The organism is Micromonospora sp. NPDC049060 (assembly GCF_040649055.1).
Lineage (GTDB): Bacteria > Actinomycetota > Actinomycetes > Mycobacteriales > Micromonosporaceae > Micromonospora > Micromonospora reichwaldensis.
Genome location: NZ_JBEZEV010000006.1, coordinates 69,554 through 92,574 on the forward strand (window position 1 = coordinate 69,554; position 23,021 = coordinate 92,574).

20 protein-coding genes and 1 pseudogene are annotated in these 23,021 nt (G+C 74.2%); 8 read left to right on the plus strand and 13 right to left on the minus strand.

The window, feature by feature from the left end:
* Window positions 1-307: 307 nt before the first annotated feature.
* Both AB0B83_RS04885 and AB0B83_RS04890 read right to left on the minus strand, forming a co-directional pair.
* Window positions 308-1,786, minus strand: coding sequence for a glutamate--cysteine ligase (locus AB0B83_RS04885; RefSeq protein ID WP_357577021.1), 1,479 nt, complete (start codon window positions 1,784-1,786; stop codon window positions 308-310).
* A 307-nt stretch (window positions 1,787-2,093) separates the two neighbouring features.
* Window positions 2,094-2,675, minus strand: a complete 582-nt coding sequence (locus AB0B83_RS04890; RefSeq protein ID WP_311410011.1) for a YceI family protein — start codon at window positions 2,673-2,675, stop codon at window positions 2,094-2,096.
* Window positions 2,676-2,778: 103 nt separating this feature from the next.
* Between AB0B83_RS04890 and AB0B83_RS04895 the strand changes: the two genes are divergently transcribed.
* Complete coding sequence (locus AB0B83_RS04895; protein WP_357577022.1) at window positions 2,779-3,288, plus strand: MarR family transcriptional regulator; 510 nt, start codon at window positions 2,779-2,781, stop codon at window positions 3,286-3,288.
* A gap of 302 nt (window positions 3,289-3,590) precedes the next feature.
* Here AB0B83_RS04895 and AB0B83_RS04900 read toward each other — a convergent pair.
* From AB0B83_RS04900 to AB0B83_RS04910, 3 genes and pseudogenes are all read right to left on the minus strand, one after another.
* A pseudogene (locus AB0B83_RS04900) lies at window positions 3,591-6,173 on the minus strand (helix-turn-helix domain-containing protein); the annotation flags it as partial.
* 151 nt (window positions 6,174-6,324) lie between these two features.
* On the minus strand, window positions 6,325-7,479 hold the full coding sequence (locus AB0B83_RS04905; protein WP_132235377.1) for an acyl-CoA dehydrogenase family protein: 1,155 nt from the start codon (window positions 7,477-7,479) through the stop codon (window positions 6,325-6,327).
* Window positions 7,480-7,639: 160 nt separating this feature from the next.
* Window positions 7,640-9,172, minus strand: coding sequence for an acyl-CoA carboxylase subunit beta (locus AB0B83_RS04910; protein WP_357577023.1), 1,533 nt, complete (start codon window positions 9,170-9,172; stop codon window positions 7,640-7,642).
* 207 nt (window positions 9,173-9,379) lie between these two features.
* On the opposite strand from AB0B83_RS04910, the gene AB0B83_RS04915 reads away from it, so the two are divergent.
* Window positions 9,380-9,940, plus strand: coding sequence for a snapalysin family zinc-dependent metalloprotease (locus tag AB0B83_RS04915; protein WP_357577024.1), 561 nt, complete (start codon window positions 9,380-9,382; stop codon window positions 9,938-9,940).
* Between the two features lie 75 nt (window positions 9,941-10,015).
* On the opposite strand, the gene AB0B83_RS04920 is transcribed toward AB0B83_RS04915, so the two are convergent.
* The 3 genes from AB0B83_RS04920 to AB0B83_RS04930 all read right to left on the minus strand — a co-directional run bounded on the left by AB0B83_RS04920 (window position 10,016) and on the right by AB0B83_RS04930 (window position 13,143).
* Window positions 10,016-10,927, minus strand: a complete 912-nt coding sequence (locus AB0B83_RS04920) for a hydroxymethylglutaryl-CoA lyase (protein ID WP_357577073.1) — start codon at window positions 10,925-10,927, stop codon at window positions 10,016-10,018.
* 176 nt (window positions 10,928-11,103) lie between these two features.
* Complete coding sequence (locus AB0B83_RS04925; RefSeq protein ID WP_357577025.1) at window positions 11,104-12,441, minus strand: biotin carboxylase N-terminal domain-containing protein; 1,338 nt, start codon at window positions 12,439-12,441, stop codon at window positions 11,104-11,106.
* A 78-nt stretch (window positions 12,442-12,519) separates the two neighbouring features.
* Window positions 12,520-13,143 carry a TetR/AcrR family transcriptional regulator gene (locus AB0B83_RS04930; RefSeq protein WP_357577026.1) on the minus strand — a complete coding sequence of 208 codons (624 nt, stop codon included), beginning with the start codon at window positions 13,141-13,143 and terminating at the stop codon, window positions 12,520-12,522.
* 133 nt (window positions 13,144-13,276) lie between these two features.
* On the opposite strand from AB0B83_RS04930, the gene AB0B83_RS04935 reads away from it, so the two are divergent.
* Window positions 13,277-14,539, plus strand: a complete 1,263-nt coding sequence (locus AB0B83_RS04935; RefSeq protein WP_357577027.1) for an MFS transporter — start codon at window positions 13,277-13,279, stop codon at window positions 14,537-14,539.
* Here AB0B83_RS04935 and AB0B83_RS04940 read toward each other — a convergent pair.
* Complete coding sequence (locus AB0B83_RS04940) at window positions 14,433-14,999, minus strand: VanZ family protein (protein ID WP_357577028.1); 567 nt, start codon at window positions 14,997-14,999, stop codon at window positions 14,433-14,435. The two genes, AB0B83_RS04935 and AB0B83_RS04940, sit on opposite strands and share 107 nt — an antisense overlap.
* 9 nt (window positions 15,000-15,008) lie before the next feature.
* Entirely contained in the window at window positions 15,009-16,211 is a 1,203-nt protein-coding gene (locus AB0B83_RS04945; RefSeq protein ID WP_357577029.1) for an FAD-dependent oxidoreductase, read from the minus strand.
* 101 nt (window positions 16,212-16,312) lie between these two features.
* Here AB0B83_RS04945 and AB0B83_RS04950 point away from each other — a divergent pair, with 101 nt between their 5' ends.
* From AB0B83_RS04950 to AB0B83_RS04960, 3 genes are all read left to right on the plus strand, one after another.
* Window positions 16,313-16,897, plus strand: coding sequence for a TetR family transcriptional regulator (locus AB0B83_RS04950; protein ID WP_357577030.1), 585 nt, complete (start codon window positions 16,313-16,315; stop codon window positions 16,895-16,897).
* Window positions 16,898-16,977: 80 nt separating this feature from the next.
* Window positions 16,978-17,523: a SigE family RNA polymerase sigma factor gene (locus AB0B83_RS04955; RefSeq protein WP_357577031.1), complete on the plus strand. Its 546-nt coding sequence runs from the start codon at window positions 16,978-16,980 to the stop codon at window positions 17,521-17,523.
* Window positions 17,520-18,701 (plus strand): hypothetical protein, encoded by a 1,182-nt coding sequence (locus AB0B83_RS04960; RefSeq protein WP_357577032.1) that lies wholly within the window; start codon window positions 17,520-17,522, stop codon window positions 18,699-18,701. Before AB0B83_RS04955 ends, AB0B83_RS04960 begins: the two co-directional genes overlap by 4 nt.
* Window positions 18,702-18,770: 69 nt before the next feature.
* Here the strand turns inward: AB0B83_RS04960 and AB0B83_RS04965 are convergent, their stop codons facing one another.
* On the minus strand, window positions 18,771-19,673 hold the full coding sequence (locus AB0B83_RS04965; protein WP_357577033.1) for a sulfurtransferase: 903 nt from the start codon (window positions 19,671-19,673) through the stop codon (window positions 18,771-18,773).
* A gap of 114 nt (window positions 19,674-19,787) precedes the next feature.
* Here AB0B83_RS04965 and AB0B83_RS04970 point away from each other — a divergent pair, with 114 nt between their 5' ends.
* Complete coding sequence (locus AB0B83_RS04970; RefSeq protein WP_357577034.1) at window positions 19,788-20,315, plus strand: SigE family RNA polymerase sigma factor; 528 nt, start codon at window positions 19,788-19,790, stop codon at window positions 20,313-20,315.
* Window positions 20,308-21,555 (plus strand): hypothetical protein, encoded by a 1,248-nt coding sequence (locus AB0B83_RS04975; RefSeq protein WP_357577035.1) that lies wholly within the window; start codon window positions 20,308-20,310, stop codon window positions 21,553-21,555. Before AB0B83_RS04970 ends, AB0B83_RS04975 begins: the two co-directional genes overlap by 8 nt.
* A gap of 97 nt (window positions 21,556-21,652) precedes the next feature.
* Here AB0B83_RS04975 and AB0B83_RS04980 read toward each other — a convergent pair whose 3' ends face one another.
* Together AB0B83_RS04980 and AB0B83_RS04985 are read right to left on the minus strand one after the other, a co-directional pair.
* Complete coding sequence (locus AB0B83_RS04980; RefSeq protein ID WP_357577036.1) at window positions 21,653-22,099, minus strand: hypothetical protein; 447 nt, start codon at window positions 22,097-22,099, stop codon at window positions 21,653-21,655.
* 3 nt (window positions 22,100-22,102) lie between these two features.
* Complete coding sequence (locus AB0B83_RS04985) at window positions 22,103-22,870, minus strand: SGNH/GDSL hydrolase family protein (RefSeq protein WP_357577037.1); 768 nt, start codon at window positions 22,868-22,870, stop codon at window positions 22,103-22,105.
* Between the last annotated feature and the right edge of the window lie 151 nt (window positions 22,871-23,021).

Below are 23,021 nucleotides of genomic sequence, written 5' to 3' on the forward strand. Positions count from 1 at the left end.
AGCCGCGTCCGGCACGCCGGGCGGAGAGCCGGCCGCGTCCGGCACGCCGGCAGGGGAGCCGGCCGCTTCGGCCCCCGGGGACGGCATGCCGGCGTCGGCGCCGACCGGGCAGCCGGCCGTGCCGGCCGCCGACGATCCGGCGGAACCGCAGGCCACCGGCCGCCGATCCCGATCCGGCCGCCGCACCCGCTGACCGGCAGCCGGGCAGCGTTGGCCACTGCCGCCCCGGCCCACTGAAGGGCCTCACCGCCGCGCTCCCACCCCGGCCCGCTGAGGGGCGTCACCGCCGCGGAGCGCCCCGGCCGGGTCAGTCGACGGGCCAGGTGTGCACTGGCTCGTTGCTGCGTTGCAGCTCGGCGTAGCGCTGCACCATGTGGTGCAGGGCGGTGCCCCGGTCCATGCCGCGGTGCCGCTCCGCCGCCCAGACCGCCTCGGTCTGCCAGACCGCGCCGTTGCGACCCGTACGGCAGCGCTGCTCGATGATGCCGAGCAGCCGGTCGCGTTCAGCTGGTGACACCCCGAACCGGTCGAGCCCGGCGGCCGCCTTGGGCAGCAGGACGTCCAGGACCAGCTTGGTCACCGGCACCTCGCCGAGGCGGGGCCAGTGCAGGACGGCGTCCATGCCGCGCCGGGCGGCGGCGTGGAAGTTCTCCTCGGCGGAGCTGAAGGTGAGCTGGCTCCAGATGGGCCGGTCGGACTCCGCCAGCCCGCGCGCCAGCCCGAAGTAGAAGGCGGCGTTGGCCAGCATGTCGACCACGGTCGGGCCGGCCGGCAGCACCCGGTTCTCCACCCGCAGGTGCGGGCGGCCGTTCATGATGTCGTAGACCGGCCGGTTCCACCGGTAGACGGTGCCGTTGTGCAGGCGCAGCTCGCCCAGCTCCGGTACGCCGCCGCCGTGCAGGACCTCGACCGGGTCCTCGTCCTCGCAGATCGGCAGCAGCGGCGGGAAGTAGCGGACGTTCTCCTCGAAGAGGTCGAAGATCGAGGTGATCCAGCGTTCGCCGAACCAGACCCGGGGTCGTACGCCCTGCGCCTTCAGCTCGTCCGGCCGGGTGTCGGTAGCCTGCTCGAACAGGGCGATGCGGGTCTCCGCCCAGAGCTGCCGCCCGTAGAGGAAGGGCGAGTTGGCCCCGACGGCCACCTGCACCCCGGCGATGGCCTGGGAGGCGTTCCAGTAGTCGGCGAAGCTGTCCGGGGCGACCTGGAGGTGGAACTGGAGGCTGGTGCAGGCGGCCTCGGGGGCGATCGAGTCGGTGTGGGTCTGGAGGCGTTCGACGCCTCGGATGTCGAGCTCGATGTCCTCGCCCCGGGCGCCGACGATCTGGTCGTTGAGCACCCGGTACCGCTCGTTGGTGGAGAGGTTGTCCTCGACCAGGTGACGCTCGGTGAGGGTGGGCAGGATGCCGACCAGGACGATCTTCGCGTCCGACTTGGCGGCCCGCTCGTCGGCGCGGGAGAGGCTGCCGCGCAGGTCCTGCTCGTAGTCGGCGAAGCCGTCGCCCTCGATCAGCCGGGGCGGCGCGTTCAGCTCCAGGTTGAACTGGCCCAGCTCGGTCTGGAAGAGCGGATCGGCGATGTCGGCGAGGATCTGCTCGTTGCGCATCGCCGGCTCGGCCGCCGAGTCGACCAGGTTCAGCTCGATCTCCAGCCCGGTCATCGGCCGGTCGGCGTCGAAGCCGAAGTCGTCAAGCATCAGGGCGAAGACGTCCAGGCACCGCCGGACCTTCTGTCGGTAGCGGACCCGGTCCTCCCGGGAGAAGGCGCCTTGCTCGACGTCCCTGCCCATGTTTCCTCCCGGCGCGAGGCGCAGTCGGACCGTGCCGGCCCGGTAAGCGCGTGGTTAACCCCTCCACGTTAGGAGTGTCGGCATCGCCGGGACCAGAGGAGGTCGCGGCGGTCCCACGGCCGGGACGACCGTACTCCGGTCGGCGGACGCGCTCCCGGCGGCATCTCTACCCAGCGGCGGCGCCCGGCACCCGATCGAACCGCGAATGAGTCGTGACAAATCGCACCCGGTCGGCGGCTCTGACCGTACGTACACGCGTCGGGGCCCGCGCCGTGACGCGGCGCGGGCCCGGAAGCGGTACGGCGGATCAGGCCTGGCGGACGGCCTCGCCCTCGATCTCGATCTTGATCTTCTTGCCGACCAGCACGCCCCCGGTCTCCAGGGCGACGTTCCAGGTCAGGCCGAAGTCCTCGCGGTCGATCTCGGTGGAGGCGGAGAAGCCGAAGATGTCCTGCCCGAACGGGCTGCGGCCGACGCCCTCGAACTCGACCTCCAGGTCGACCGGGCGGGTGACGCCCTTGATGGTCAGCTCGCCGGAGAGGACGAACTCGTTGCCGTCGCGGGACTTCACGGCCGTGCTGCGGAACTCCAGGGTCGGGAAGGCCTCGGCGTCGAGGAACTCGGGGCTGCGCAGGTGCGCGTCCCGGTCGGCCTGGTTGGTGTTGATGGTGGCCGCCTGGATGGTGGCGCTGACCGAGGACTGCATCGGGTCCTCGGCGACGGTGATGGTGGCGCTGGCGTCGGCGAACTCACCGCGTACCTTGCTGACCATCATGTGCCGGGCGACGAAGCCCACGCGCTTGTGCGCGGCGTCCAGCAGGTAGGTGCCGGCGGTCGGGATCGTGAGGCCGTCCCAGTCGCGGGTAACCGGTGCGGTGCTGCTGGTCATGAAGCTGCCCTCCGTGGGGAAAGTTGTTTAGTAGCCCAACGACTGTCGCAGCAACTATAGGCACAGCAATATTCCTCGTGTCAAGTACTGCTACGATGGGCGCGTGGACCAGAACGTGTTCGACGACCCCCGGATCACCGCTGTCGGCCTGCTCGTCGAGGCGCACGCCGGGCTCTCGGCCCGGTTCGCCGCCCAGTTCGAGGAGCACGGCCTCTCACCGGTCGAGTTCGAGGTGCTGACCAGACTCGCCCGCTCACCCGGCAACCAGTTGCGGATGACCGACCTCGCCGCCCAGACCTCGCTCTCGACGAGCGGCGTCACCCGCGTGGTGGACCGGATGGAACGCGACGGGCTGCTCACCCGCCGCGCCTGCCCCTCCGACCGGCGCAGCTCGTTCGCCGTGGTCACCGCCACCGGCCTGCAACGCCTCGACGAGACCCTGCCCGGGCACCTACGGATCATCGAGCAGTGGTTCACCGGCCAGCTCGACCCGGCGGCCCTGGACGCCCTGCTCGACGGGCTGCGCCGGGTCCGGGACGCGGTGCACCCCGGCGCCACCGCCGGAAGCACCGGATCCGCCGCCGACTGCGACGAGACGGCCACGCCCTCCTGACCCGTTCCCGGGGCCCGCTCGGCACCGGCAGAAAGAGCGGCAGAACTGCCGCGCCCACGGGACGATAGACGTTCAAACCGGACGGGACCGCGTGCGGGCGGTGGCTAGTCTTCGGGCAGTGGGGACGCACCGGGGGGTGATGGCGCGGGCGACGAGCGAGGGGTAGCAAGAGGGGCTTCGTCGCCCGCGTCACCCCCGGTCGCTCTGCGCGACGCCCTCCGCTCGCTCTGCGCAACGCCGTCCAGGTGACGACCGACGCCGTCGCCGACGGGCCACCCACTGCGGCCCGCCCTCCACAGGCGCAGTTGCTCCTCCTCGTGCGGCAGCAGCCGGACACCGCTCTGCCGGCAGGCCCGGTCGAGACGGTCCAGCACGCCGGGGTCGCCCGAGCTGGCGGCCAGCCCCACCAACGCCTCCACCACGTCACGCCGGTCCTGGCCGTCGACGCCCGCCTCCGCCGCGGCGGCGAACCACTCCGCCGCCAGCTCACGGTCGCCCCTGCACAGGGCCAGGTTCCCCTCGATCAGCGCGCAGATCCCGTCCTCCGGGCGCGCCCCGGGCGTCGGCGCACCCGGCGACCAGACCTCCTCGGCGCGGGGCACCGGGGGTGGGCGCAGCTCGGCCAGCACCTCGGCCGCCTCGGCGGACCGGCCGTCGCGGGCCAGCGCCAGTCCCACCGTGCCGAGCACCCGGCGACGGTGGCCCGGATCGCCGAGGTCCGCCAGCGCCGCCACCACCCGCCGGCCCTGGTCGACGGCGTCGGCGTAGCGGCCCTCCAGGCGGGACACCTCGGCGAGGTTGGCCCGCGCGAGCACCCGCAGCCGCGGCTCCCCGCCCTGCGCGGCGAGCCGGTCGACCGCGGCCAGCCGGCGCCGGGCGGCCGCCAGGTCACCGACCCGGATGTCGTGCCAGGCGAGGTTGTTCTGCGCCACCGTCATGTCGCGGGTCCGCCCGCGCCGGACGGCCAGCGCGAGCACCGCCTCGGCCTGCGTACGCGCCTCGTCGTGCTCGCCGAGGGCGATCAGCAGCGCGCAGAGCACCGAGCGCGCCTCCAACTCCCCGGTGACGTCGCCCTCGTCCCGGAACGCGGCCAACGCCCGCCGCGCGGCCGGCAGCTCCTCGGCCCCGGCGCCGTGCTCGGCGGCGAGCCGGGCCACCCCGAGGAACGCCCACGCCCGCAGCACCGGGTCGACATCGGCGGTACGCGGATCCGCCAGCAGGCGCCGGAGCCACTGCCTGCCGGGGACGTCGCGCCCCCGGAACCGCCACCACCGCGACAGCGCCGCCGCCAACCGCAGCGCGGTCAGCGGGTCGTCGACGGCGGCGTGCGCCAGGGCGGAGCTGATGTCGCCGGACACCTCGTCCAGGCGGTGCACCGCCGCCGGCAGGTTGGCCCCGGCCAGCTCCGGTGCGGTCCGCGCCACCAGCCGGGCGACGACCTGCGCGTGCCGGCGCCGGATCGCGGTCAGCTCGCCGGCGCCGGTCGCCTGCTCCGCGGCGAAGTCCCGTACGGCGTCGAGCAGGCGGAACCGGAACGGCCCGGCGCCCCGCACGCTGAGCAGACCGAGCTCGACGAGCCGGTCGAGCAGCGGCACCGGGTCCACGACCACCGTCCCGTCCCGGTCGGCGGGGTCGGCGAGCATCTCCTCGGCCAGCTCGACCGACCAGCGGTTGCCGAACGCGGCGAGCCGGCGCAACGCGGCCCGCTCGTCGGGGGCGAGGAGGCGGTAGCTGACGGCCACCGCGTCGCGCAGGGTCTCCGCCACCGCCGCCCGTGGGCTCTCCGGACGGCCCGGCTCCGTGCTGTCCCAGCCCGGCCGCCCGGCCGCCCCCGACGAGGTGGTCAGGTCGAGGACGCGGTCGCCGTAGCGGTCGAGCAGCTCGTTGAGGTCGAGGATCCGGCCCCGGGCCGCCATCAGCTCGATGGCGAGCGGGAGCCCGCCCAGGCGGCGTACCAGGGCGGCGAGGGCGGGCAGTTCGGCGGGGCCGGGCGGCTCCCGGCGGACCTGGGCGAGCCGGGCGGTGAAGAGAGCCACGGCGGGATAGTCGGCCAGCGCCGCCGGGCCCTCCCGCTCGCTACCCGGCGGCGGCACGTCGAGCGGGGCGACCGGCCACACCCGCTCCCCGGGCAGGCCGACCGGGTGCCGGCCGGTGACCAGCACCCGCAGCGACGGCACCGCCCCGGCGAGCCGGTGCACCGTCTCGGCGACCGCGTCGGGGGCCCGCTCGGCCGCGTCCACGAGCAGCAGCGCCGGCCGGCCGGCGAGGCGGGCGCTCAGCTCGGGCAGCCGGGCGACGCCGAAGACGGCGACCGAGGCGGAGAGCACGTCGGCCGCGTCCGAGCCCTCGCCGATGAGCACTCCGACCGCCCCGCCGGGATGGTCGTCGGCGACCGCGTGGACCACCGAGAGGGCCAGCGCGGTCTTGCCCACGCCGGCCAGCCCGACCAGGCTGGCCAGCCGGGGTCCGCGCCCGTCGGTGAACAACCCGACCAGCTCGGTCAGGTCACGGTCGCGGCCGACCAGCGCGACCGGGGGCGGAAGCGCGGTCGGCGTACCGGCGTGGTGGTCGAGGTCGACGCGGGCCGGCGGGGCGCCGCGGGGGGTGGCCGGCGCGGCGGCCGGGACCGGCCCCCGGGCGGCGGCCAGGAACGTCGACCGGACGGCTCCGGCCAGCTCCAGCGCGCCGGCGAGCAGCTCGACCGTGGTGCGCTGCGGCCGGGACGAGCGGCCCCGCTCCAGGTCGCGAACGGTCCGGATGCCCACGCCGGCCCGGCCCGCCAGCTCGGCCTGGGTCAGGCCGGCGGCGAGCCGGTGCCCGCGCAACAGCTCCGGCAGCCCGGTACGACCGCCCGGATGCGGCGAACGATCATGAACCGGCGTCATGGGCAGGAAGGGTACGGACGGGGTACGACCGACGGCAGCCGAGCGTCGCCCTGCCGACGCCCCGGCGCGGATATCCGACAGCGGGCCGGTCACACCGGGCGGGCCCGGTGGCGCGGAGGCGGCTGCCTCGACGCCATCGGACCCGTCGCCGTCACATGCCCAGATCGCGCGCGATGATCATGCGCTGCACCTCGGACGTGCCCTCGCCGATCTCCAGGATCTTGGAGTCGCGCCAGAAGCGGGCCACCGGGTACTCGTTCATGAAGCCGTAGCCGCCGTGGATCTGGGTGGCCTCGCGGGCGTTGTCCACGGCGATGGTGCTGGCGTGCAGCTTGGCGATGGCGGCCTGCCGCTTGAACGGCTCGCCGGCGAGCATCCGCGCGGCGGCGTCGTAGTAGGCCAGCCGGGCGGTGTGCGCCTTCATCTCCATGTCGGCGATCTTGAACTGGATCGCCTGGTAGTTGCCGATCGGCTGGCCGAACGCCTGGCGTTCCTTCGCGTACCGGATCGACTCGTCGACGCAGCCCTGGGCGAGGCCGACGGCCAGGGCGGCGATGGCGATCCGCCCCTCGTCGAGGATGCGCAGGAACTGGGCGAAGCCCCGGCCGCGCTCGCCGAGCAGGTTCGCCGCCGGCACCCGGCAGTCGTCGAAGGTCAGCTCGTGCGTGTCCGAGGCGTTCCAGCCGACCTTCGAGTAGCCCGGCGCGACGGTGAAGCCCGGCGTACCCGAGGGGACGATGATCGTGGACAGCTCCTTGGCGCCGTCCGGGCGGGTGCCGGTGACCGCGGTGACGGTGACCAGCGCCGTGATGTCGGTGCCCGAGTTGGTGATGAACGCCTTGGAGCCGTTGATCACCCACTCGTTGGTCGACTCGTCGAGCACCGCGCGGGTCTGGGTGCCCCCGGCGTCCGAGCCGGTGCCCGGCTCGGTCAGCCCGAAGCCGGCCAGCGCCTCGCCGCTGAGCAGCTTCGGCAGCCACGTCGCCTTCTGCTCGTCGGTGCCGAAGCGGTAGATCGGCATCGCGCCCAGCGAGACCGCCGCCTCCAGGGTGATGGCGACGCTGGAGTCGACCCGGGCCAGCTCCTCCAGGGCGAGGCAGAGCGCGAAGTAGTCGCCGCCCATGCCGCCGTGCTCCTCGGCGAAGGGCAGGCCGAACAAGCCCATCTTGCCCATCTGCCGGATCACCTCGTACGGGAAGGTGTGCTTCTCGTAGTGCTCCGCGATGACCGGGGCGACCACCTCGCGCGCGAATTCCCGCACGCTCTCCCGCAGCGCCTCTTGCTCCTCGGTGAGCCGGAAGTCCATGGAATCCTCCTGTGTGGATGGGCCGCCGGGCGCTCGTGACGCCGGGAACGGACGGGTCGCTGGTGCGGTGCGGGCCCAAGGCCGGGAACGGACGGGTCGCTGGTGCGGTGCGGGGCGGGGGCGCTCGGATCGGGCCGGCCGGGTGGGGCCGGCGGCGGGATCAGACCGGGGTGACGCCGTGCCGGCGCCGGGAGAAGTGCCGCTCCTTCGTGCGGGCGGCGGCGAACCGGCGGACCAGCTCGGCGCGCAGCTCGTGCGGCTCGACGATCGCGTCGACGACCAGCTCGCTGGCGAGCCGGACCACGTCGATGTCGCGCTCGTACTCCTCGCGCTTCGCGGCGACGAACGCGGCCCGCTCCGCCTCGTCCTCGATCGCCGCGATCTTGTTGGCGTAGACCGCGTTGACCGCCGCCTCCGCGCCCATCACGGCGATCTTGGCGGTGGGCAGCGCGATCGTGGCGTCCGGCTCGAAGCCGGGACCGGCCATCGCGTAGAGGCCGGCGCCGTACGCCTTGCGGACCACCACGCAGATCTTGGGTACGGTCGCCTCCGAGATCGCGGTGATCATCTTGGCGCCGTGCCGGATGATGCCCTGCTTCTCCACCGCGCTGCCGACCATGAACCCGGGCACGTCGGAGAGGAACAGCAGCGGCACGTTGAAGGCGTCGCAGAGCTGCACGAAGCGGGTCGCCTTGTCGGCCGAGTCGACGAAGAGGACGCCGCCCTTGAACATCGAGTTGTTGCCGACCACGCCGACGACCTCGCCGTTCAGCCGGCCGAAGCCGATCGTCAGCTCCTTGGCCCAGAGCGCCTGGATCTCGAAGAAGGAGCCGTCGTCGAGCAGGCCCTTGACGTACCGCCGCATGTCGAACGCCTGCCGCTCGCTCGCCGGCACCAGCGCGGCCAGGTCGGCCTTCTCCGGCGCCGCGACGGCGGGCGCGGCCGGCGGGGCCTGCGTCCAGTTGGCGGGGAGGTAGGACAGGTAGCGCCGCACCATGTCGAGGGCGTCGGCCTCGGTCTTGCAGAGGAAGTGCCCGACGCCGGACTCGGCGCAGTGCACCTTGGCCCCGCCCATGGCCTCCAGGGTGGTCTTCTCGCCGGTGACCATCTCGACCATCCGGTCGGAGCCGAGGTACATGCTGGCGTTGCCGTCGACCATGGCGACGACGTCGCAGAACGCCGGAATGTACGCCCCGCCGGCCGCGCTCGGCCCGAAGAGCGCGCAGACCTGCGGGATGGAGCCGGAGGCGCGGACCTGGTTCCAGAAGATCTTGCCGGCGCCGCGGCGGCCGGGGAAGAGGTCGACCTGGTCGGTGATCCGGGCGCCGGCCGAGTCGACCAGGTAGACCATCGGCACGCTCGTCGAGTAGGCCCGCTCGATGATCCGGATGATCTTCTCGACGGTACGGGCGCCCCAGCTGCCGGCCTTGACCGTGGAGTCGTTCGCCATCAGGCAGACCGGGCGGCCGTCGATGGTGGCGGTGCCGGTCACCACGCCGTCGGCCGGGAGTCCCTCGGCCATCGCGTTGGCGTAGAGGCCGTCCTCGACGAAGGAGCCCTCGTCCACCAGGAGCGCGACCCGTTCCCGGGCGAAGAGCTTGCCCTTGGCGGCGTTCGCCGCGTGGTACTTGTCCGCACCGCCGGCCCGGGCCCGCTTGCGCAGCTGCTCCAGTGCCTCACCGTCGAGCGTCACGCCGACTCCCTCGCCACCTGAGCCGGTCACCTCGCGGGCGGACCGACTGACCTGAACGATCGTTAGGCTAGCGCATCCCCCCGCCCCCCGGCGAGCCACGGCCGGCGGGGACGACGCCACCCGGTCGCGCCCTATCGGAAGGCATTGAAAATCATGAATTTATGGGGCTACGCTCCTGACACCCCTCCTCCCGGATTGGAGTCAGCGATGACCTCACGGCTCAACCGGCTCGCGGTCGCGTTCGTCGCGACGGCACTGGCCACCCTCGGCGTCACGGTCGCGAACCCGTCACCCGCCTCGGCCGCCATGACCATCTGCTACAACACCAGCCAGGCGGGGAGCTTCGCCGGTACGGCCAACCAGGCCGCCTCGATCTGGAACAACGCCACGTCGAACCTGACGCTCACGGCGAACTGCGGCTCCAACCTGCGGATCTACCAGATCACCGGCGGCGGCTCGTACGCCGTCCGGACCAGCCTCGGCAACGGGCGGGTCTACATCGACACCCAGCAGGCCCAGCAGTACAGCCCGCTGCGGATCATGACCCACGAGATCGGGCACATCCTCGGCCTGCCCGACAACTACAACGGCAACTGCGCGATCCTGATGTCCGGCGGCAGCGCCGGCACCAGCTGCACCAACCCGTACCCGAGCAGCACCGAGGCCAGCCGGGTGTCCAGCCTCTTCGCCGGCACCTTCAGCACGAACCGCGCCGGGTCGCAGATCTTCCAGGACAGCTGGCCGGCCACGCTCACCACGGTGGGCTGACCGACCGCGCACGTCGGAGGGGCCGGCACGACGCCGGCCCCTCCCCGCGTGCGGTCGGCCCTCCCCCGCGTGCGGTCAGCTCGGCAGCGGCGTCAGCCGGGTACGCGGGCCGGCGCGGAGCACCCCCGACGGGAGCCGCTTGCCGACCAGTTCCTCGGCCAGCTCGGCCACCTCGACCAGGGCGTCCAGGTCGATGCCGGTGTCGACGCCCATGTCGTGCAGCATGTGCACCGCCTCCTCGGTGGCCAGGTTGCCGCTGGCCCCCGGCGCGTACGGGCAGCCGCCGAGGCCCCCGACGCTGGCGTCGAACTCGGTCACGCCCAACTCCAGCGCGGTGAGCATGTTGGCCAGCGCGGTGCCCCGGGTGTTGTGGAAGTGCAGCAGCACGGGGACGTGTGCGTTGCGGTCGCGTACCGCCGTCAGCAGCTCGCGGACCCGTCGGGGCGTACCCATGCCGGTGGTGTCGCCGAAGGCCACCCGGTCGGCGCCGTCGCGGACCACCCGGTCCACGATGGCCGCCACCCGGGCCGGGTCGGTGTCCCCCTCGTACGGGCAGCCGAAGCTGGTCGCCACGATCACCTCGGCCTGCGCGCCGGCGCCGTGCAGCAGGTCGATCAGCTCGGCGATGTCGTCCAGCGACTCGTCGGTGGAGCGGTTGACGTTGCGCCGGTTGTGCGTGTCGCTGGCCGAGACCACCACCTCGATCTCGGTGAAGCCGGCGGCCAGGGCCCGCTGCGCGCCCCGGGTGTTCGGCACCAGCGCCGAGTAGCGCACGCCGTCGGCCTTCGCGGCCCGCTGCCACACCTCGTCGGCGTCGGCCATCTGCGGGATCGCCTTCGGGTGCACGAACGAGACGGCCTCGATGCGCTGCACGCCGGTGCCGGAGAGGGCGTCGAGCAGCCGCACCTTGGCCTCGGTCGGAATCGGCTCCTCGTTCTGGAGCCCGTCGCGCGGCCCGACCTCCCGGATCGACACGGAGTTCGGCATTTCCGCCATAAGGGGTCACCTCACTGTGACGCAGAGCTGTTCTGTCCCCTCCAGCCTCCCACCCCCTCCACCGCCCCATCCCGGTTGATCATGAAGTTGTCGCCACGACACGCCGCAGCCGAGGGCAACAACTTCATGATCAACGGGGCGGAGACCGGGGTGGGGAGCCCGGGGGGTCAGCGCATTCGGGGGACGATTCCGGTGTCGTAGTCGCCGGAGAGGAATTCCTCGTTCTCCAGGAGTTCGGCGAAGAAGGGGAGGTTGTTCTTCGGGCCGGCCAGCTCGAAGGCGGCCACCGCCGTCTTCGCGCGCTCGATCGCCTCGGCGCGGGTGGCGCCGTTGACGATGAGCTTGGCCATCAGGCTGTCGTAGAACGGGGTGACGGTGTTGCCCTCGACGTAGCCCGAGTCCACCCGGACGCCCTCGCCGGTCGGCTCCACCCACGTCCTGATCACGCCGGGGCCGGGCAGGAAGCGCTTCGGGTCCTCGGCGTTGATCCGCAGCTCGATGGCGTGCCCGCGCGGGGCGAGCGCGTCCGGGTCGAAGGTCGGCGCCAGGCCGGCGGCCACCCGCAGCTGCTCCTCGACCAGGTCGACGCCGTAGACCAGCTCGGTGACCGGGTGCTCGACCTGGAGCCGCGTGTTCATCTCCAGGAAGAAGAACTCCTGTGTCGCAGAATCGAGCAGGCACTCGACCGTGCCCGCGTTGCGGTATTCCACCGCCTCGCCGGCGCGCACGGCGGCGGCCAGGATGCGCTCACGCAGCTCCGGGGAGACCGCCGGCGACGGCGACTCCTCGACCAGCTTCTGGTTGCGCCGCTGCACCGAGCACTCCCGCTCGCCGAGGGCGACCACCCGGCCGTCGGCCAGGCCGAGGATCTGCACCTCGACGTGGCGCACCCGGGGGAAGTACCGCTCGATCAGCACCGAGCCGTCGCCGAACATCCGCTCGGCGAAGGAGCGCACCTTGTCGTACTCGGTGCGCAGCGCGGCCTCGTCGGTCGCCACGCCCATGCCCATGCCGCCGCCACCGGCCGCGGCCTTGACCATCACCGGGTAGCCGATCTCCGCCGCCGCGACGACCGCCGCGTCGAGGTCGGCCGCCGGGTCGGTGGTGCCGGGCGCGACCGGCACGCCGGCCGCCGCCATCAGGTTCCGAGCGTTGATCTTGTCGCCCATCGCGGTGATCGCGTCCGCGCCGGGCCCGACCCAGATCAGCCCGCTCGCCTCGACGGTACGGGCGAAGTCGGCGTTCTCCGACAGGAAGCCGTAGCCGGGGTGGATGGCCTGCGCGCCTGTCGACTTGGCGGCGGCGAGGATGGCCTCGACGTTGCGGTAGCTCTGGGCCGGGTTGGCCGGACCCACGCACACCGCCTCGTCGGCCTCCGTCACGAACGGCAGGTCGGCGTCGGCCTCCGAGTGCACCGCGATCGCGCGGATGCCGAGCCGCCTGGCGGTCCGGATGATCCGGCGGGCGATCTCGCCCCGGTTGGCGACCAGCAGCGACTCGATCATGTTTCCCTCCAGCGTCCAGGGGTGGGGACGGGTGCTAGGGAACCACGGCCGGAAGGTTACTGACGAGTTGCCCCCGGTTCAGGAACCGGGGTGGGCCAGCAGGGCGGCCAGGGTGGCGGCGCGGAGCAGCTCGGCCCGGCGGCGCCGGTCCACCTCGCCACCCAGGAACGGCGTCGAGTTCATCAGGCCGAACGCGGCGTGGGCCAGCACACGCGCCTCGCCGTCGGGCATGCCCGGGTGCAGCGCGGTCAGCACCGTCACCCACTCTTCGACGTAGAGCCGCTGGAGCCGGCGGATCCGGCGGCGCGGCTCGTCGGGGAGGCGGTCCAGCTCGTGCAGGTGCAGGGCGATCACCGCCGGGTTGGCCAGCGCGAAGTCGACGTGGAAGTCGATAAGCGACTCCAGCGCGCCGCGCGGGTCGTCGGGGTGGCCGGCGGACCGCTGCTGGCCGCCGGCCAGCAGTTCCTCGCTGACCGGGATCAGCGCGGCGACCAGCATCGCCTCCTTGCCCGCGAAGTGGTGGTAGAGCGCCGGGCCGGTGACCCCGGCGGCCGCGCCGATGTCGTCCATCGACACGCCGTGGTAGCCCCGGGACGCGAAGAGGCCGACCGCGATCTCCAGGATCTCGTCCTTGCGGGACCGGCGCCGGGCCGACCCCGCGGCACCGTTCGCCCTGCCCCGTGCCTGCTGCTCGACCGTCACCGGGCAAGCGTAGACCTCGACCGGCCCGGCGTGGAGCCTCCGCTACCCGTCGGTTGGCTCACGTCCGCCGCCGGTCACCGGCGCGTCCGGGCACCTTGACCCTCGACCCGGTCGAGCCCGGAGGGTCGCCGGCATGACCGCACCCCCGCTCGGCCGCGACTACCGACTGCTCTGGTCCGCCGCCGTGTCCTCGCGTCTCGGCGACGCCCTGCGTACGCCGGCACTGGCACTGCTGGCCGCGACGCTGACCCGCGATCCCCGGGTGATCGCGGCGGTGACCGTGGCCGGGCAGCTCCCGCCGCTGCTGTTCGGCCTGCTCGGCGGCGTGTACGCGGACCGCTGGGACCGCCGCCGGACGATGACGGTGGTGGACGGACTGCGGGCCGCCGTGATCGGCGCACTCGCCCTCGCGGTCACCCTCGACCGGGCCAACGTCGCCGCGCTGGTGACCGTGGCCTTCCTGCTCGCCGCGCTCGGCACCCTCTTCGACGCCGCCTCGTTCGCGATGCTCCCGTCCGTGGTGCCGCCGGCCGCACTGCCCCGGGCCAACGGCCGCCTCCAGGCCGGCTCGGCGGTGGCGGGCGGCTTCCTCGGCGCCCCGGCCGCCGGCGTGCTCTTCGCCCTGGCCGCCCCGCTGCCGTTCGCCGTGGACGCCCTCACCTTCCTCTGCGCCGCCCTGCTGACCCTCGCCCTTCGTCCCGTCCCATCCCGCCCCGGCGCGAGCCCCGGGCGGCGGTCGGTGTGGCGGGAGGGCGTCGAGGGGGTGCGGTGGGTACGCGGGGACGCGATGCTGTGGCGGCTGACCGTGGCGACCGCCGGGAGCAACCTGGCGATCAGCGGGCTGATGGCGGTGCTTGTGCTCTACGCGCTCGACGTGCTGCGGGTGCCGCCGGCCGGGTACGGGCTGTTCGCGGCGGGGGCGGTCCTCGGCGGGCTCGCCGGTGGGCTCGGGGCGGGTCGGTTGGCCGCCCGGCTCGGCACGGTGCCCGCGCTGCGCGTCGTGCTCGTCGGCCAGGCCGTCGCGCTGACCGGGCTGGCGCTGGCCCGGCATCCGGTGCCCGGCGGGCTGGCGCTGGCCGTGTTCGCGGCCGGCACCACGGTGTGGAACGGCCTGTGGGCCTCGTACGGGCAGCGCCACGTGCCGCCCGCCCTGCTCGGCCGGGTGGGCGCCGCCCAGCGGATGGTCGCCCTGCTCACCGCGCCGGTCGGGGCGGCCCTCGCGGGCATGGCCGGCGCGGCGTACGGGGTGGGTCCGGTGGTGGCGGCGGCGGCCGGGGTCTTCGTGCTGGTCACCCTCGCGGCATGGCGGACGCTGCGACCGGCCGCGCCGGCACCGGCCGCCGGGCCCACCAGGGTCGCGACAGCAGCCCGGCCAGGGCGGCGCCCGTCGCGTTGAGCAGCACGTCGTCGGCCGAGGAGACCCGGCCGAGGTCGAGCGCGTACTGGAGGGACTCGACCAGCACGGAACCGGCCGCCCCGAGCAGGAACAGCCGGCCGACGCCGGCCAGTGCGGCCAGGCGTACCGGGGCGAAGAAGCCCAGCGCGGCGAAGACCAGCAGGTTGCCGACGACCTGGACCACGGCGGTCGCCGGCGGCCCGGTCAGCAGGTCGGCCAGGTCGCGTAGCGGCACCAGGTCGACCTGCCGGGGCGCGGGCCGGGGGGTGAGGATCATCCACACCCACGGCAGGGTGCCGGCCACCGCGCCCACCTCGGCGACGCTGCGCCGCCACGACTCCCCGACCGTCGCGGCGTCGCGGCGGTAACGCGCCAGCACGGCGGTGAGGAGGGCCAGCAGGGGCAGCCCGGCGGCCACGGCGAGCAGCACGCCACCCCAGTCACGCCACACCTGACCCACCGGGGCAGCCTAGCCGCGCGCCCCGTCGCGCCTGATCCACCGGGCGGCCTGGCCGCGCGTCCCGTCGCGGTGGTGCAGGCCGGAGAGGCGCATCGCGATCCGGTGCCGGGCCGGCGGTACGGCGCCGAGCAGGCGGAACAGCAGGTTCCGGGCCGGCCGGGCGGCCGGCGGCAGGGTGGCGAGCCGGGTCAGCCGGACGGCGAGGGCCACCACCTCCCCGGCCATCGGGTGGCGCCGGGCCGCGTACGCGTCGAGCAGCGCGTCGGGCGCGCCGGCCAGCACGTCGGCGAGCGTGTCACCGAGGTCGACCGCGTCCACGATGCCGAGGTTCATTCCCTGCCCGCCGGCGGGGCTGTGCACGTGCCCGGCGTCGCCGGCCAGCAGCACCGGCCCCTTGCGGAAGGTGTCGGCGATCCGGTGGTGGATCCGGAACCGGGAGCCCCAGAGCACCTCCGTCACCCGGTCGGGGCGGCGGGCCGGGCCGCGCTCGTCGAGCAGCGCCTGGAGGTGGGCCCGGTCGGGCGCGGCCGGAGCCTCCGCCACGGCCGCGACCAGCCGGACCACCCCGTCGGGCAGCGGCGCCCAGACCAGCGGGCCGGAGCGGGCCAGGAAGAGGGACACCCGGTCGCGGGGCAGCGCGCTCTCCAGCCGGACGTCGGCGAGGACGAACGACTCCTCGCCGCCGGCCGGGCCGGAGAAGCCGATTCCGGCCCGCTCCCGCACTGTGCTGTGCATCCCGTCGGCGCCGACCAGGAAGCGGGCCCGGACCGTCGCGCCGCCCGCGAACGTGGCGACCACGCCGGCCGCGTCGGGGGCCAGCCCGGTCATCTCGTACGGGCGCAGCACCGGGACGCCGAGCGCGGCGAGCTGCCCGGCGAGCACCTCCTCCGTGACCGACTGGGACACCATCAGCGCGTAGGCGTGCCGGGAGGGCAGCGTGTCGAACGGCACGGCGAGCAGCGCCCGGTCGCGGTCGCGGACCGTGAACCCCGGCGACCGCAGCCCGCGCGCCACCAGCGGCGCGCCGGCGCCGATCCGGTCCAGCGTCTCCAGGGTGTACGCGTGCACGACCGCCGCCCGGGAGGTCCGCGCCGGCCGGTCCAGCCGGTCGACCACGGTCACGTCGACCCCGCGCCGGGCGAGGGTCAGCGCGGCGGTCAGCCCGGTCGGGCCGGCACCCACCACCAGGACGTCCGTGCTCGTGGGCAGCATCGTCGGCCTCCGTCAGTTAATGCCAACGGCTGTTGGCAAACGCTTGTTGGCAACGTTAGGACGGCCGACGGTGGAGTGTCAACAGGCGTTGGCATACGGTCGTGGGCATGACCGACGCCGCGCCGACCCGTACCCGCCGCTCCGACGCCACCCGGGCGGCGATCCTCCGCGCCGCCCGCGAACGCTTCGCCGCCGACGGCTACGACCGGGCGACCATCCGGGCCATCGCGGCGGACGCGCGGATCGACCCGTCGATGGTGATGCGCTACTACGGCAGCAAGGAGGGGCTCTTCGCGGCGGCGGCCGAGTTCGACCTGCGGCTGCCCGAGCTGGCCGACGCGCCACCCGAGCGGCTCGGCGAGCTGCTGGTCCGGCACTTCGTCGACCGGTGGGAGACCGACGGGACGATGGCCGCGCTGCTGCGTACGGCCGCCACCAACCACGCCGCCGCCGAGCGGATGCGGGGCATCTTCGCCGACCAGCTCACCACGGCGGTGGCCCGGGTCGTGCCGGAACCGGCGCAGGCCCCCCGGCGGGCGGGGCTGGTCGCCAGCCAGATGCTCGGCCTGGCGCTGACCCGGTACGTGCTCCGGCTGCCCCCGGTGGTCGACGCCGACCCGGCCGAGCTGGTCGCCTGGGTCGCGCCGACCGTCCAGCGCTACCTGTGCGGCGCGCCCGACGCCTGATCTCGCCGCCGCGCCCAACCTTTTCCGGCCCCGGTGCGTCTGTCTTGTGACGCGCAACGGCCGGCCGGAGGGGAGTGCGGATGGGACCGCCGACGACCGACGACGGGCGGGACGGCTACGTCACATTCGTCGAGTGCCACCAGCACCGGCTGCTGCGCGCGGCCTACCTGGTCTGCGGCAACCGGCACCAGGCCGAGGACCTGCTCCAGGACGCGCTGCTCAAGCTCGCCCTGCGCTGGCCTTCGGTGCGGCACGGTGACCCGGCCGCGTACGTGCGGACCATCCTCTACCGCGACGCCGTCTCCTGGTGGCGCCGACGCCGCCGGGAGTGGCTGAGCGAGTACCCGCCGGAGCGGGCCACGCCCGAGGGCGACGGGGCACTGCGGCTCGCGCTGCGCGACGCGCTCGGCCACCTGCCGCCCCGGCAGCGGGCCGTGCTGGTGCTGCGCTACTTCGAGGATCTCACCGAGGCCGCCACCGCCGAGGCGCTCGGCGTCACCGTCGGCACCGTCAAGAGCCAGTGCCACATGGCGCTGCGCCGGCTCCGGGAGATCGCGCCGGAGCTGGGACGCGACGAGGGACGGCCCGGCGACGACCTGATGACCGGATTGGAGGTGAACCCGTGAGGGAAGACGAACTGCACCGGCTGCTCACCGTCGCCACCGAGGACGTACAGCCGGCCCACCCGGCGGCGACCGGTTGGGAACGGGCCCGCCGGGTGCGGCGTGCCCGCCGCGCCGCCGGCGCCACCGTGCTCGCGGTCGCCCTGCTCACCGGCGGTACGGCACTGGCCCTGCGCCCCGCCGCGCCGCCAACACCGGCCACCACCGCGACACCGGACCGGAACCCGACCCCGCACCCCGTACCCGTGCAGACGCCCCCGGCCGACCTGGCCTATCCCGGGCACCCGCTGGGCCGCCTCGGCGACCCGGTCGGCGCGACGCTCTCCGACCGGCCTGTACGCCGGGCGCTGGCGCTATACCAGCCACGCGACCTGGAGACCGACGTCAACGGCCGGATCCGGGTGCTCGGCGACGACGGCGTCGTACGCGACCTCGACGTGGTCACCCCCGCCCCGACCCGCGACGCCGGGGGCAACGAGGCGGTGCCGCTGAAGAGCGGGAGCCTCTCCCCGGACGGGCGGACGGCCGCCTTCGCCCAGACCGACGAGGTGATCGTGGTCGACCTGACCACCGCCGCCGTACGCCGCCACCCGCTCAAGGGCTACCTGGAGCACGTCCTCTGGTCCGGCGACCGGCTGCTCGTCGGCGACGACGACACCACGTACGAGCTGGACCGGGCCACGGGCGCCGCCCGGAAGCTGCCCCTGTCTCCCTGGGACGCGGTCACGCCCGACCCGGCGGCCCCGCCGAACCTCCCTCTCGAACTGGGCGGCACGCCACCGAACCTGACGGAGATCCGGTGGACCGACGACGAGACGTCCCGCGGCTTCGGCGCGGTCGACTTCCGCGCGCTACCACCCGGTCACCGGGTCGACGAGTTCTACGGGCGGGGCTGGCAGCGCGGTGACCGGGTGGCTCGCGCCGGCTGGATCACCACGGACACGATGGGCGGGCTGGAGGGCGTCGCGCTGATGAACGCCCGGACGCGCGTGGTGACCCACCTGCTCGACCTTGGCCGGGACCGCTGGAAGGGCTGCTGCGAGGTGCTCGGCTGGGACTCCGACGGTGCGGTGCTGCTGCGCCACAACCCGGGCGGGCTGCTGCGCTGGCGGCCGGAGACCCGCGAGATCACGGGCGTGACGCGGAACCTGTTCGGGGCGGTGTCGCTCTCCGCCGGCTGACCTGTCCCGTACCACGGCAGGGCCGATCCCCGTGCGACCGTAGCGGGCGCGCGGGGACCGGCCGGCGCGTCAGCTTGCCAGGCCGCCGGGCTGGTCGCCCTTCACGACGGGGGCCCGGACCAGGTTTCCCCACTCGGTCCACGAGCCGTCGTAGTTGCGCACCTGCGGGTAGCCCAGCAGGTGCCGCAGCACGAACCAGGTGTGGCTCGACCGCTCGCCGATGCGGCAGTACGCCACGATGTCGTCGTCCGGGCTCAGCCCGAGCTGGTCGGCGTAGATCGCCCGCAGCTCGTCGGCCGACCTGAACGTGCCGTCGTCGTTGGCGGCGGACTTCCACGGCTTGCTGACCGCACCCGGGATGTGACCGCCGCGCAGCGCGCCCTCCTGCGGATAGTCCGGCATGTGCAGCATCTCGCCGGTGTACTCGCCCGGCGACCGGACGTCGACAAGCGGACGGCCCGCCGCCACGTGCGCCATCACCTGCTCGCGGTACGCCCGCACCGGCGCGTCGTTACGCTGCGGCACCGGGTAGTCGGCGCGGGATCGGGTCGGCTTGTCCCGCGTCGTCTCGCGGCCCTCGGCGACCCACTTCTGCCGGCCGCCGTCGAGCAGCCGCACGTCCGGGTGGCCGAAGAGGCTGAACACCCAGAGGGCGTACGCGGCCCACCAGTTGAAGTTGTCGCCGTAGAAGACGACCGTGTCGCCCCGGCCGATGCCCTTCGCGGCGCACAGCTCGGCGAAGCGCTCGGCGTCCAGGTAGTCCCGGGTGACCTGGTCGTTCAGCTCGGTGTGCCAGTCCACCTTCACGGCACCCGGGATGTGGCCGGTGTCGTAGAGCAGCACGTCCTCGTCGCACTCGACGACGACGAGCCCCTCGTCGCCCAGGTGCTCGGCCAACCATTCGGTGGTGACCAACCGCTGCGGGTCCGCGTACGACTGGAGTCGGGGATCGGGATCGCTCGGCACAGACATGATCCCCAAGGTACGCCGCATCCCGGGCCGGCGACCGGCCATCAGAAATCGGTGCAGCGGATTCGACGCGTCACACGTGACAGTGGCGAGACCCGCCAACCAACGAGGATCGCCATGACCGTACGGCACCGAACCGGGCCGCCCCGGGCCGCCGCGTCACCAGTGGACTTCACCGACTTCTACCAGGCCCACTTCCACCGCCTGGCGGTGCAGCTCTACGCGTATCTGGGGGACCACGCCGAGGCGCAGGACCTGACCCAGGAGGCGTTCTGCCGGGTGCTGGAGCGCTGGAACCGGATCAGCACGTACGACGACCCGTCCGCATGGGTCCGCCGGGTCGCCTGGAACCTGGCCACCAGCCGGCTGCGCCGGGTCCGCACCGCCGTCCGGCACCTGGCCAGGCAGCGGGAGGAACACGTCCCCGGCCCGGAACCGGACCGGGTGGCGCTGAGCCATGCCCTGGCTTGTCTGCCCACGAGCCAGCGCCGGGCCGTCGTGCTGCACCACCTGGCGCACCTGAGCATCGCGGAGATCGCCGACCAGATGGACGCCCCCGAGGGCACCGTCCGCTCCTGGTTGTCCCGGGGCCGGGCGACGCTCGCCACGTACTTCACCGAGCGGCAGGAGGCCCACGGTGCGTGAGAACGACCTGGACGGGATGTTCGCCGAGTTCGAGGCCGACGCGATGACCAGTTTTCGCCCGCCGGGCGTGCCGGTGGCCGAACGCCGGGTACGCGACCGGCGGCGGCGACGGTTGCTGACGGGTGTGGCTGCCCTCCTCCTGGCCGGACCGGCCGGCGCGTTCGTTGCCGCCGGCCGGGGCGCGGATCCCGACCCGCCGGCCCCGTCGCCCACCCCCTCCGTGTCGCCGACACCCACCGGGCAGCTCCCGGAACGGAAAGTCGCCCTGCCCGGCGAGCCCGGCGAGCTGGCCGACCTGCGCTTCGTCGACGCCCGGCACGGCTGGGCGCTCTTCGACACCTGCGGCCCGCGCGACCCGGACGCGACCGGCTGCCGGCGGGCCGTCGGGCGGACCACCGACGGCGGGGCGACCTGGCAGCCGACTGCCCCGCTCGCTGATGCGAAGGGGCCCGCGAGCATGTTGCCGATCGACGACCGGACGCTCACGTTGATGGACCGCGACGGATACCTCGTCACCACGGACGGCGGCGCTGCCTGGTCCCGCCACCCGTTCAGCGCCCCGCCGCCGGCCACGCAGCGGAGCACCGTGACCCGCAGCGGATTCCTCATCCGCTGTCCGGGCCAAGACAGCCTGGAAGGCAGACCGTGTCCCCGCCGGGAGCTGATCCGGGTCGGCTCCGGCCCCGTCCGCCCGCAGCCCCCGGTGGCCCTCACCGAGGAGACCGAACACCGGCTCGTCGAGAGCGGCGACGGGCGGCTCTGGCTGACCGTACGCGACGGAGACCGGCTCACCGTCCTGCTCAGCGCCGACGGGGCGGCGAGCTGGCGGAGGCTGCCGGCCGTGGCGGGGGCCGGACGGCTCCTGGTCTCCCCGGACGGTGCCGACGCCTGGCTGGTGGGCGTCCGGGAGGACGGATTCGACGTGGCGGCGACAAAGCAGGTGTGGCGGCTGGTCGGGAGCAGGTGGGAGCAGCGACCGGGCCTGCCCGACAACACCAGTGACGTCGCTGCCGCGAACGGCGGGGTCCTCGCCGTCACCAGTGCCTACGGCAGCGCCGGCTTCTGGACCGGCGGACACTACGTCGACGTGCCCGAGCTGCGCGCCGCGCTGCGCGACGACACCGACGCCAGCCTGTCGGTCGAGGTGCTGCGGGACGACACGGTCGTCGTGAGCACCGGATCGGCCCAGATCATGGGCGTCGACTCCGGCGTCACGCGTACGTGGACCCTGGTCTCCTGACGGCCCACGACGGCCGACCGACGAGCCTGCGTGTGTCGGTCGGGTTCGTCGGCGTCGCCCTGACGGGCTCCGGACGGCTGGCTCCCCGGCGTCGCGGTCAGGCGCGGCGGTGGGCGATCCGGCCGGCGACCACGGTCACCAGGCAGGCGCCGTCGGCGTCGAGGACGGCCAGATCCGCGCGCCCGCCGGGAGCCAGCACCGACGGTACGGCGGCGGGCAGCACCAGCAGGTCGCCGCGCTCCACGGCGGCCCGCAGCGCCGGATCGGTCAGGTGGCCGGCCAGGACGGCGGTCACCCCGAGGCGCAGCAGCGCGTGCACCCGCTCGCGGGGCGTGTCGGCGGCCGGCAGCGGCCCGTCGTGCACCCGCCCCGGCCCGAGCGTGCCGGGCCAGCGGCGGATCCGGGCTCCCGCGTACGCCTCGGTCAGCTCGCCCAGCGGCCCGACCGCGACGATCCGGTCGGCCCGGACCGCGACGGCGGCCCCCGGGGTGGGCGGGGCGTCGGGCGTGGTCCGCAGCAGCGGCGCGGTGTGCAGGGTGAGCACGACTCAGTCGACGATCGGGCCGAGCGACGGGCGCTTGGCGGTGACCGTGTCGCCGGAGGAGCGGCCGGTGAGCCGGCGCTTGATCCACGGCGCCAGGTGCCGCCCGGCCCAGCGCAGGTCGGCGGCGCGGGCGGCCAGCCAGGGCGTCGGCGCCGGGTGCGGCGGCACCATCAGCCACTCCTCGTCGCAGCCGACGCCGAGCGCGTTGAGCACCTGCGCGGCGACCCGTCGGTGCCCGGCCTCCGACAGGTGCAGCCGGTCGGTGCTCCAGAGCATCGGGTTGAGGTACGCGTCGTCGGCGTACAGGTCGACCAGGATGGCGCCGTGCCGCTCGGCGGTCTCGCCGACGGCCCGGTTGAGCAGTTGCACCCGGGGCGCGACGAGGCGCTGGCCGGGCAGCCGGGCCATCACGTCGGCGAATCGGAACAGGACCACGTCGGCGCCGCCGGAGCGCAGCCTGCGCACCACGTCGTCGAAGCGGGTGACCAGGGCGTCCGGGTCGAAGGTGCGGCGGAGCACGTCGTTGCCGCCGGCCGCGAAGCTGATCAGGTCGGGCTTCATGGCGAGCGCGGCGGGCACCTGCTCGGCCACCACGCCGGGGAAGAGCCGGCCCCGGATGGCCAGGTTCGCGTACCGGAAGTCGGGGCCGGCCCCGGCGGCCAGCCGGGTGGCCACCAGGTCCGCCCAGCCCCGGTAGCTGCCGTCCGGGTACGCGTCGTCCATGCCTTCGGTGAAGCTGTCCCCGACCGCCACGTAACTGCGCCAGCGCACCTGATCATCCCTCCGACGTGCGGTGGGAAAGAGCACCCCGGTGGAGGAAGGGGCCCTTCCCGACGCGGGACAGTCTTCACCAGGAGGGCCGGTGGCGGGGGGACCGAGGAACAAACGTGGCGGAGGTCATCGTTGGCGGCGGGACCGTGCC

Excerpts from the sequence above, each read along its gene's own strand:
- AB0B83_RS04885 (WP_357577021.1), bottom strand. The coding sequence starts at position 1,786 with ATGGGCAGGGACGTCGAGCAAGGCGCCTTCTCCCGGGAGGACCGGGTC.
- AB0B83_RS04890 (WP_311410011.1), bottom strand. The coding sequence starts at position 2,675 with ATGACCAGCAGCACCGCACCGGTTACCCGCGACTGGGACGGCCTCACG.
- AB0B83_RS04905 (WP_132235377.1), bottom strand. The coding sequence starts at position 7,479 with ATGGACTTCCGGCTCACCGAGGAGCAAGAGGCGCTGCGGGAGAGCGTG.
- AB0B83_RS04915 (WP_357577024.1), top strand. The coding sequence starts at position 9,380 with ATGACCTCACGGCTCAACCGGCTCGCGGTCGCGTTCGTCGCGACGGCA.
- AB0B83_RS04920 (WP_357577073.1), bottom strand. The coding sequence starts at position 10,927 with ATGCCGAACTCCGTGTCGATCCGGGAGGTCGGGCCGCGCGACGGGCTC.
- AB0B83_RS04925 (WP_357577025.1), bottom strand. The coding sequence starts at position 12,441 with ATGATCGAGTCGCTGCTGGTCGCCAACCGGGGCGAGATCGCCCGCCGG.
- AB0B83_RS04935 (WP_357577027.1), top strand. The coding sequence starts at position 13,277 with ATGACCGCACCCCCGCTCGGCCGCGACTACCGACTGCTCTGGTCCGCC.
- AB0B83_RS04945 (WP_357577029.1), bottom strand. The coding sequence starts at position 16,211 with ATGCTGCCCACGAGCACGGACGTCCTGGTGGTGGGTGCCGGCCCGACC.
- AB0B83_RS04955 (WP_357577031.1), top strand. The coding sequence starts at position 16,978 with ATGGGACCGCCGACGACCGACGACGGGCGGGACGGCTACGTCACATTC.
- AB0B83_RS04965 (WP_357577033.1), bottom strand. The coding sequence starts at position 19,673 with ATGTCTGTGCCGAGCGATCCCGATCCCCGACTCCAGTCGTACGCGGAC.
- AB0B83_RS04970 (WP_357577034.1), top strand. The coding sequence starts at position 19,788 with ATGACCGTACGGCACCGAACCGGGCCGCCCCGGGCCGCCGCGTCACCA.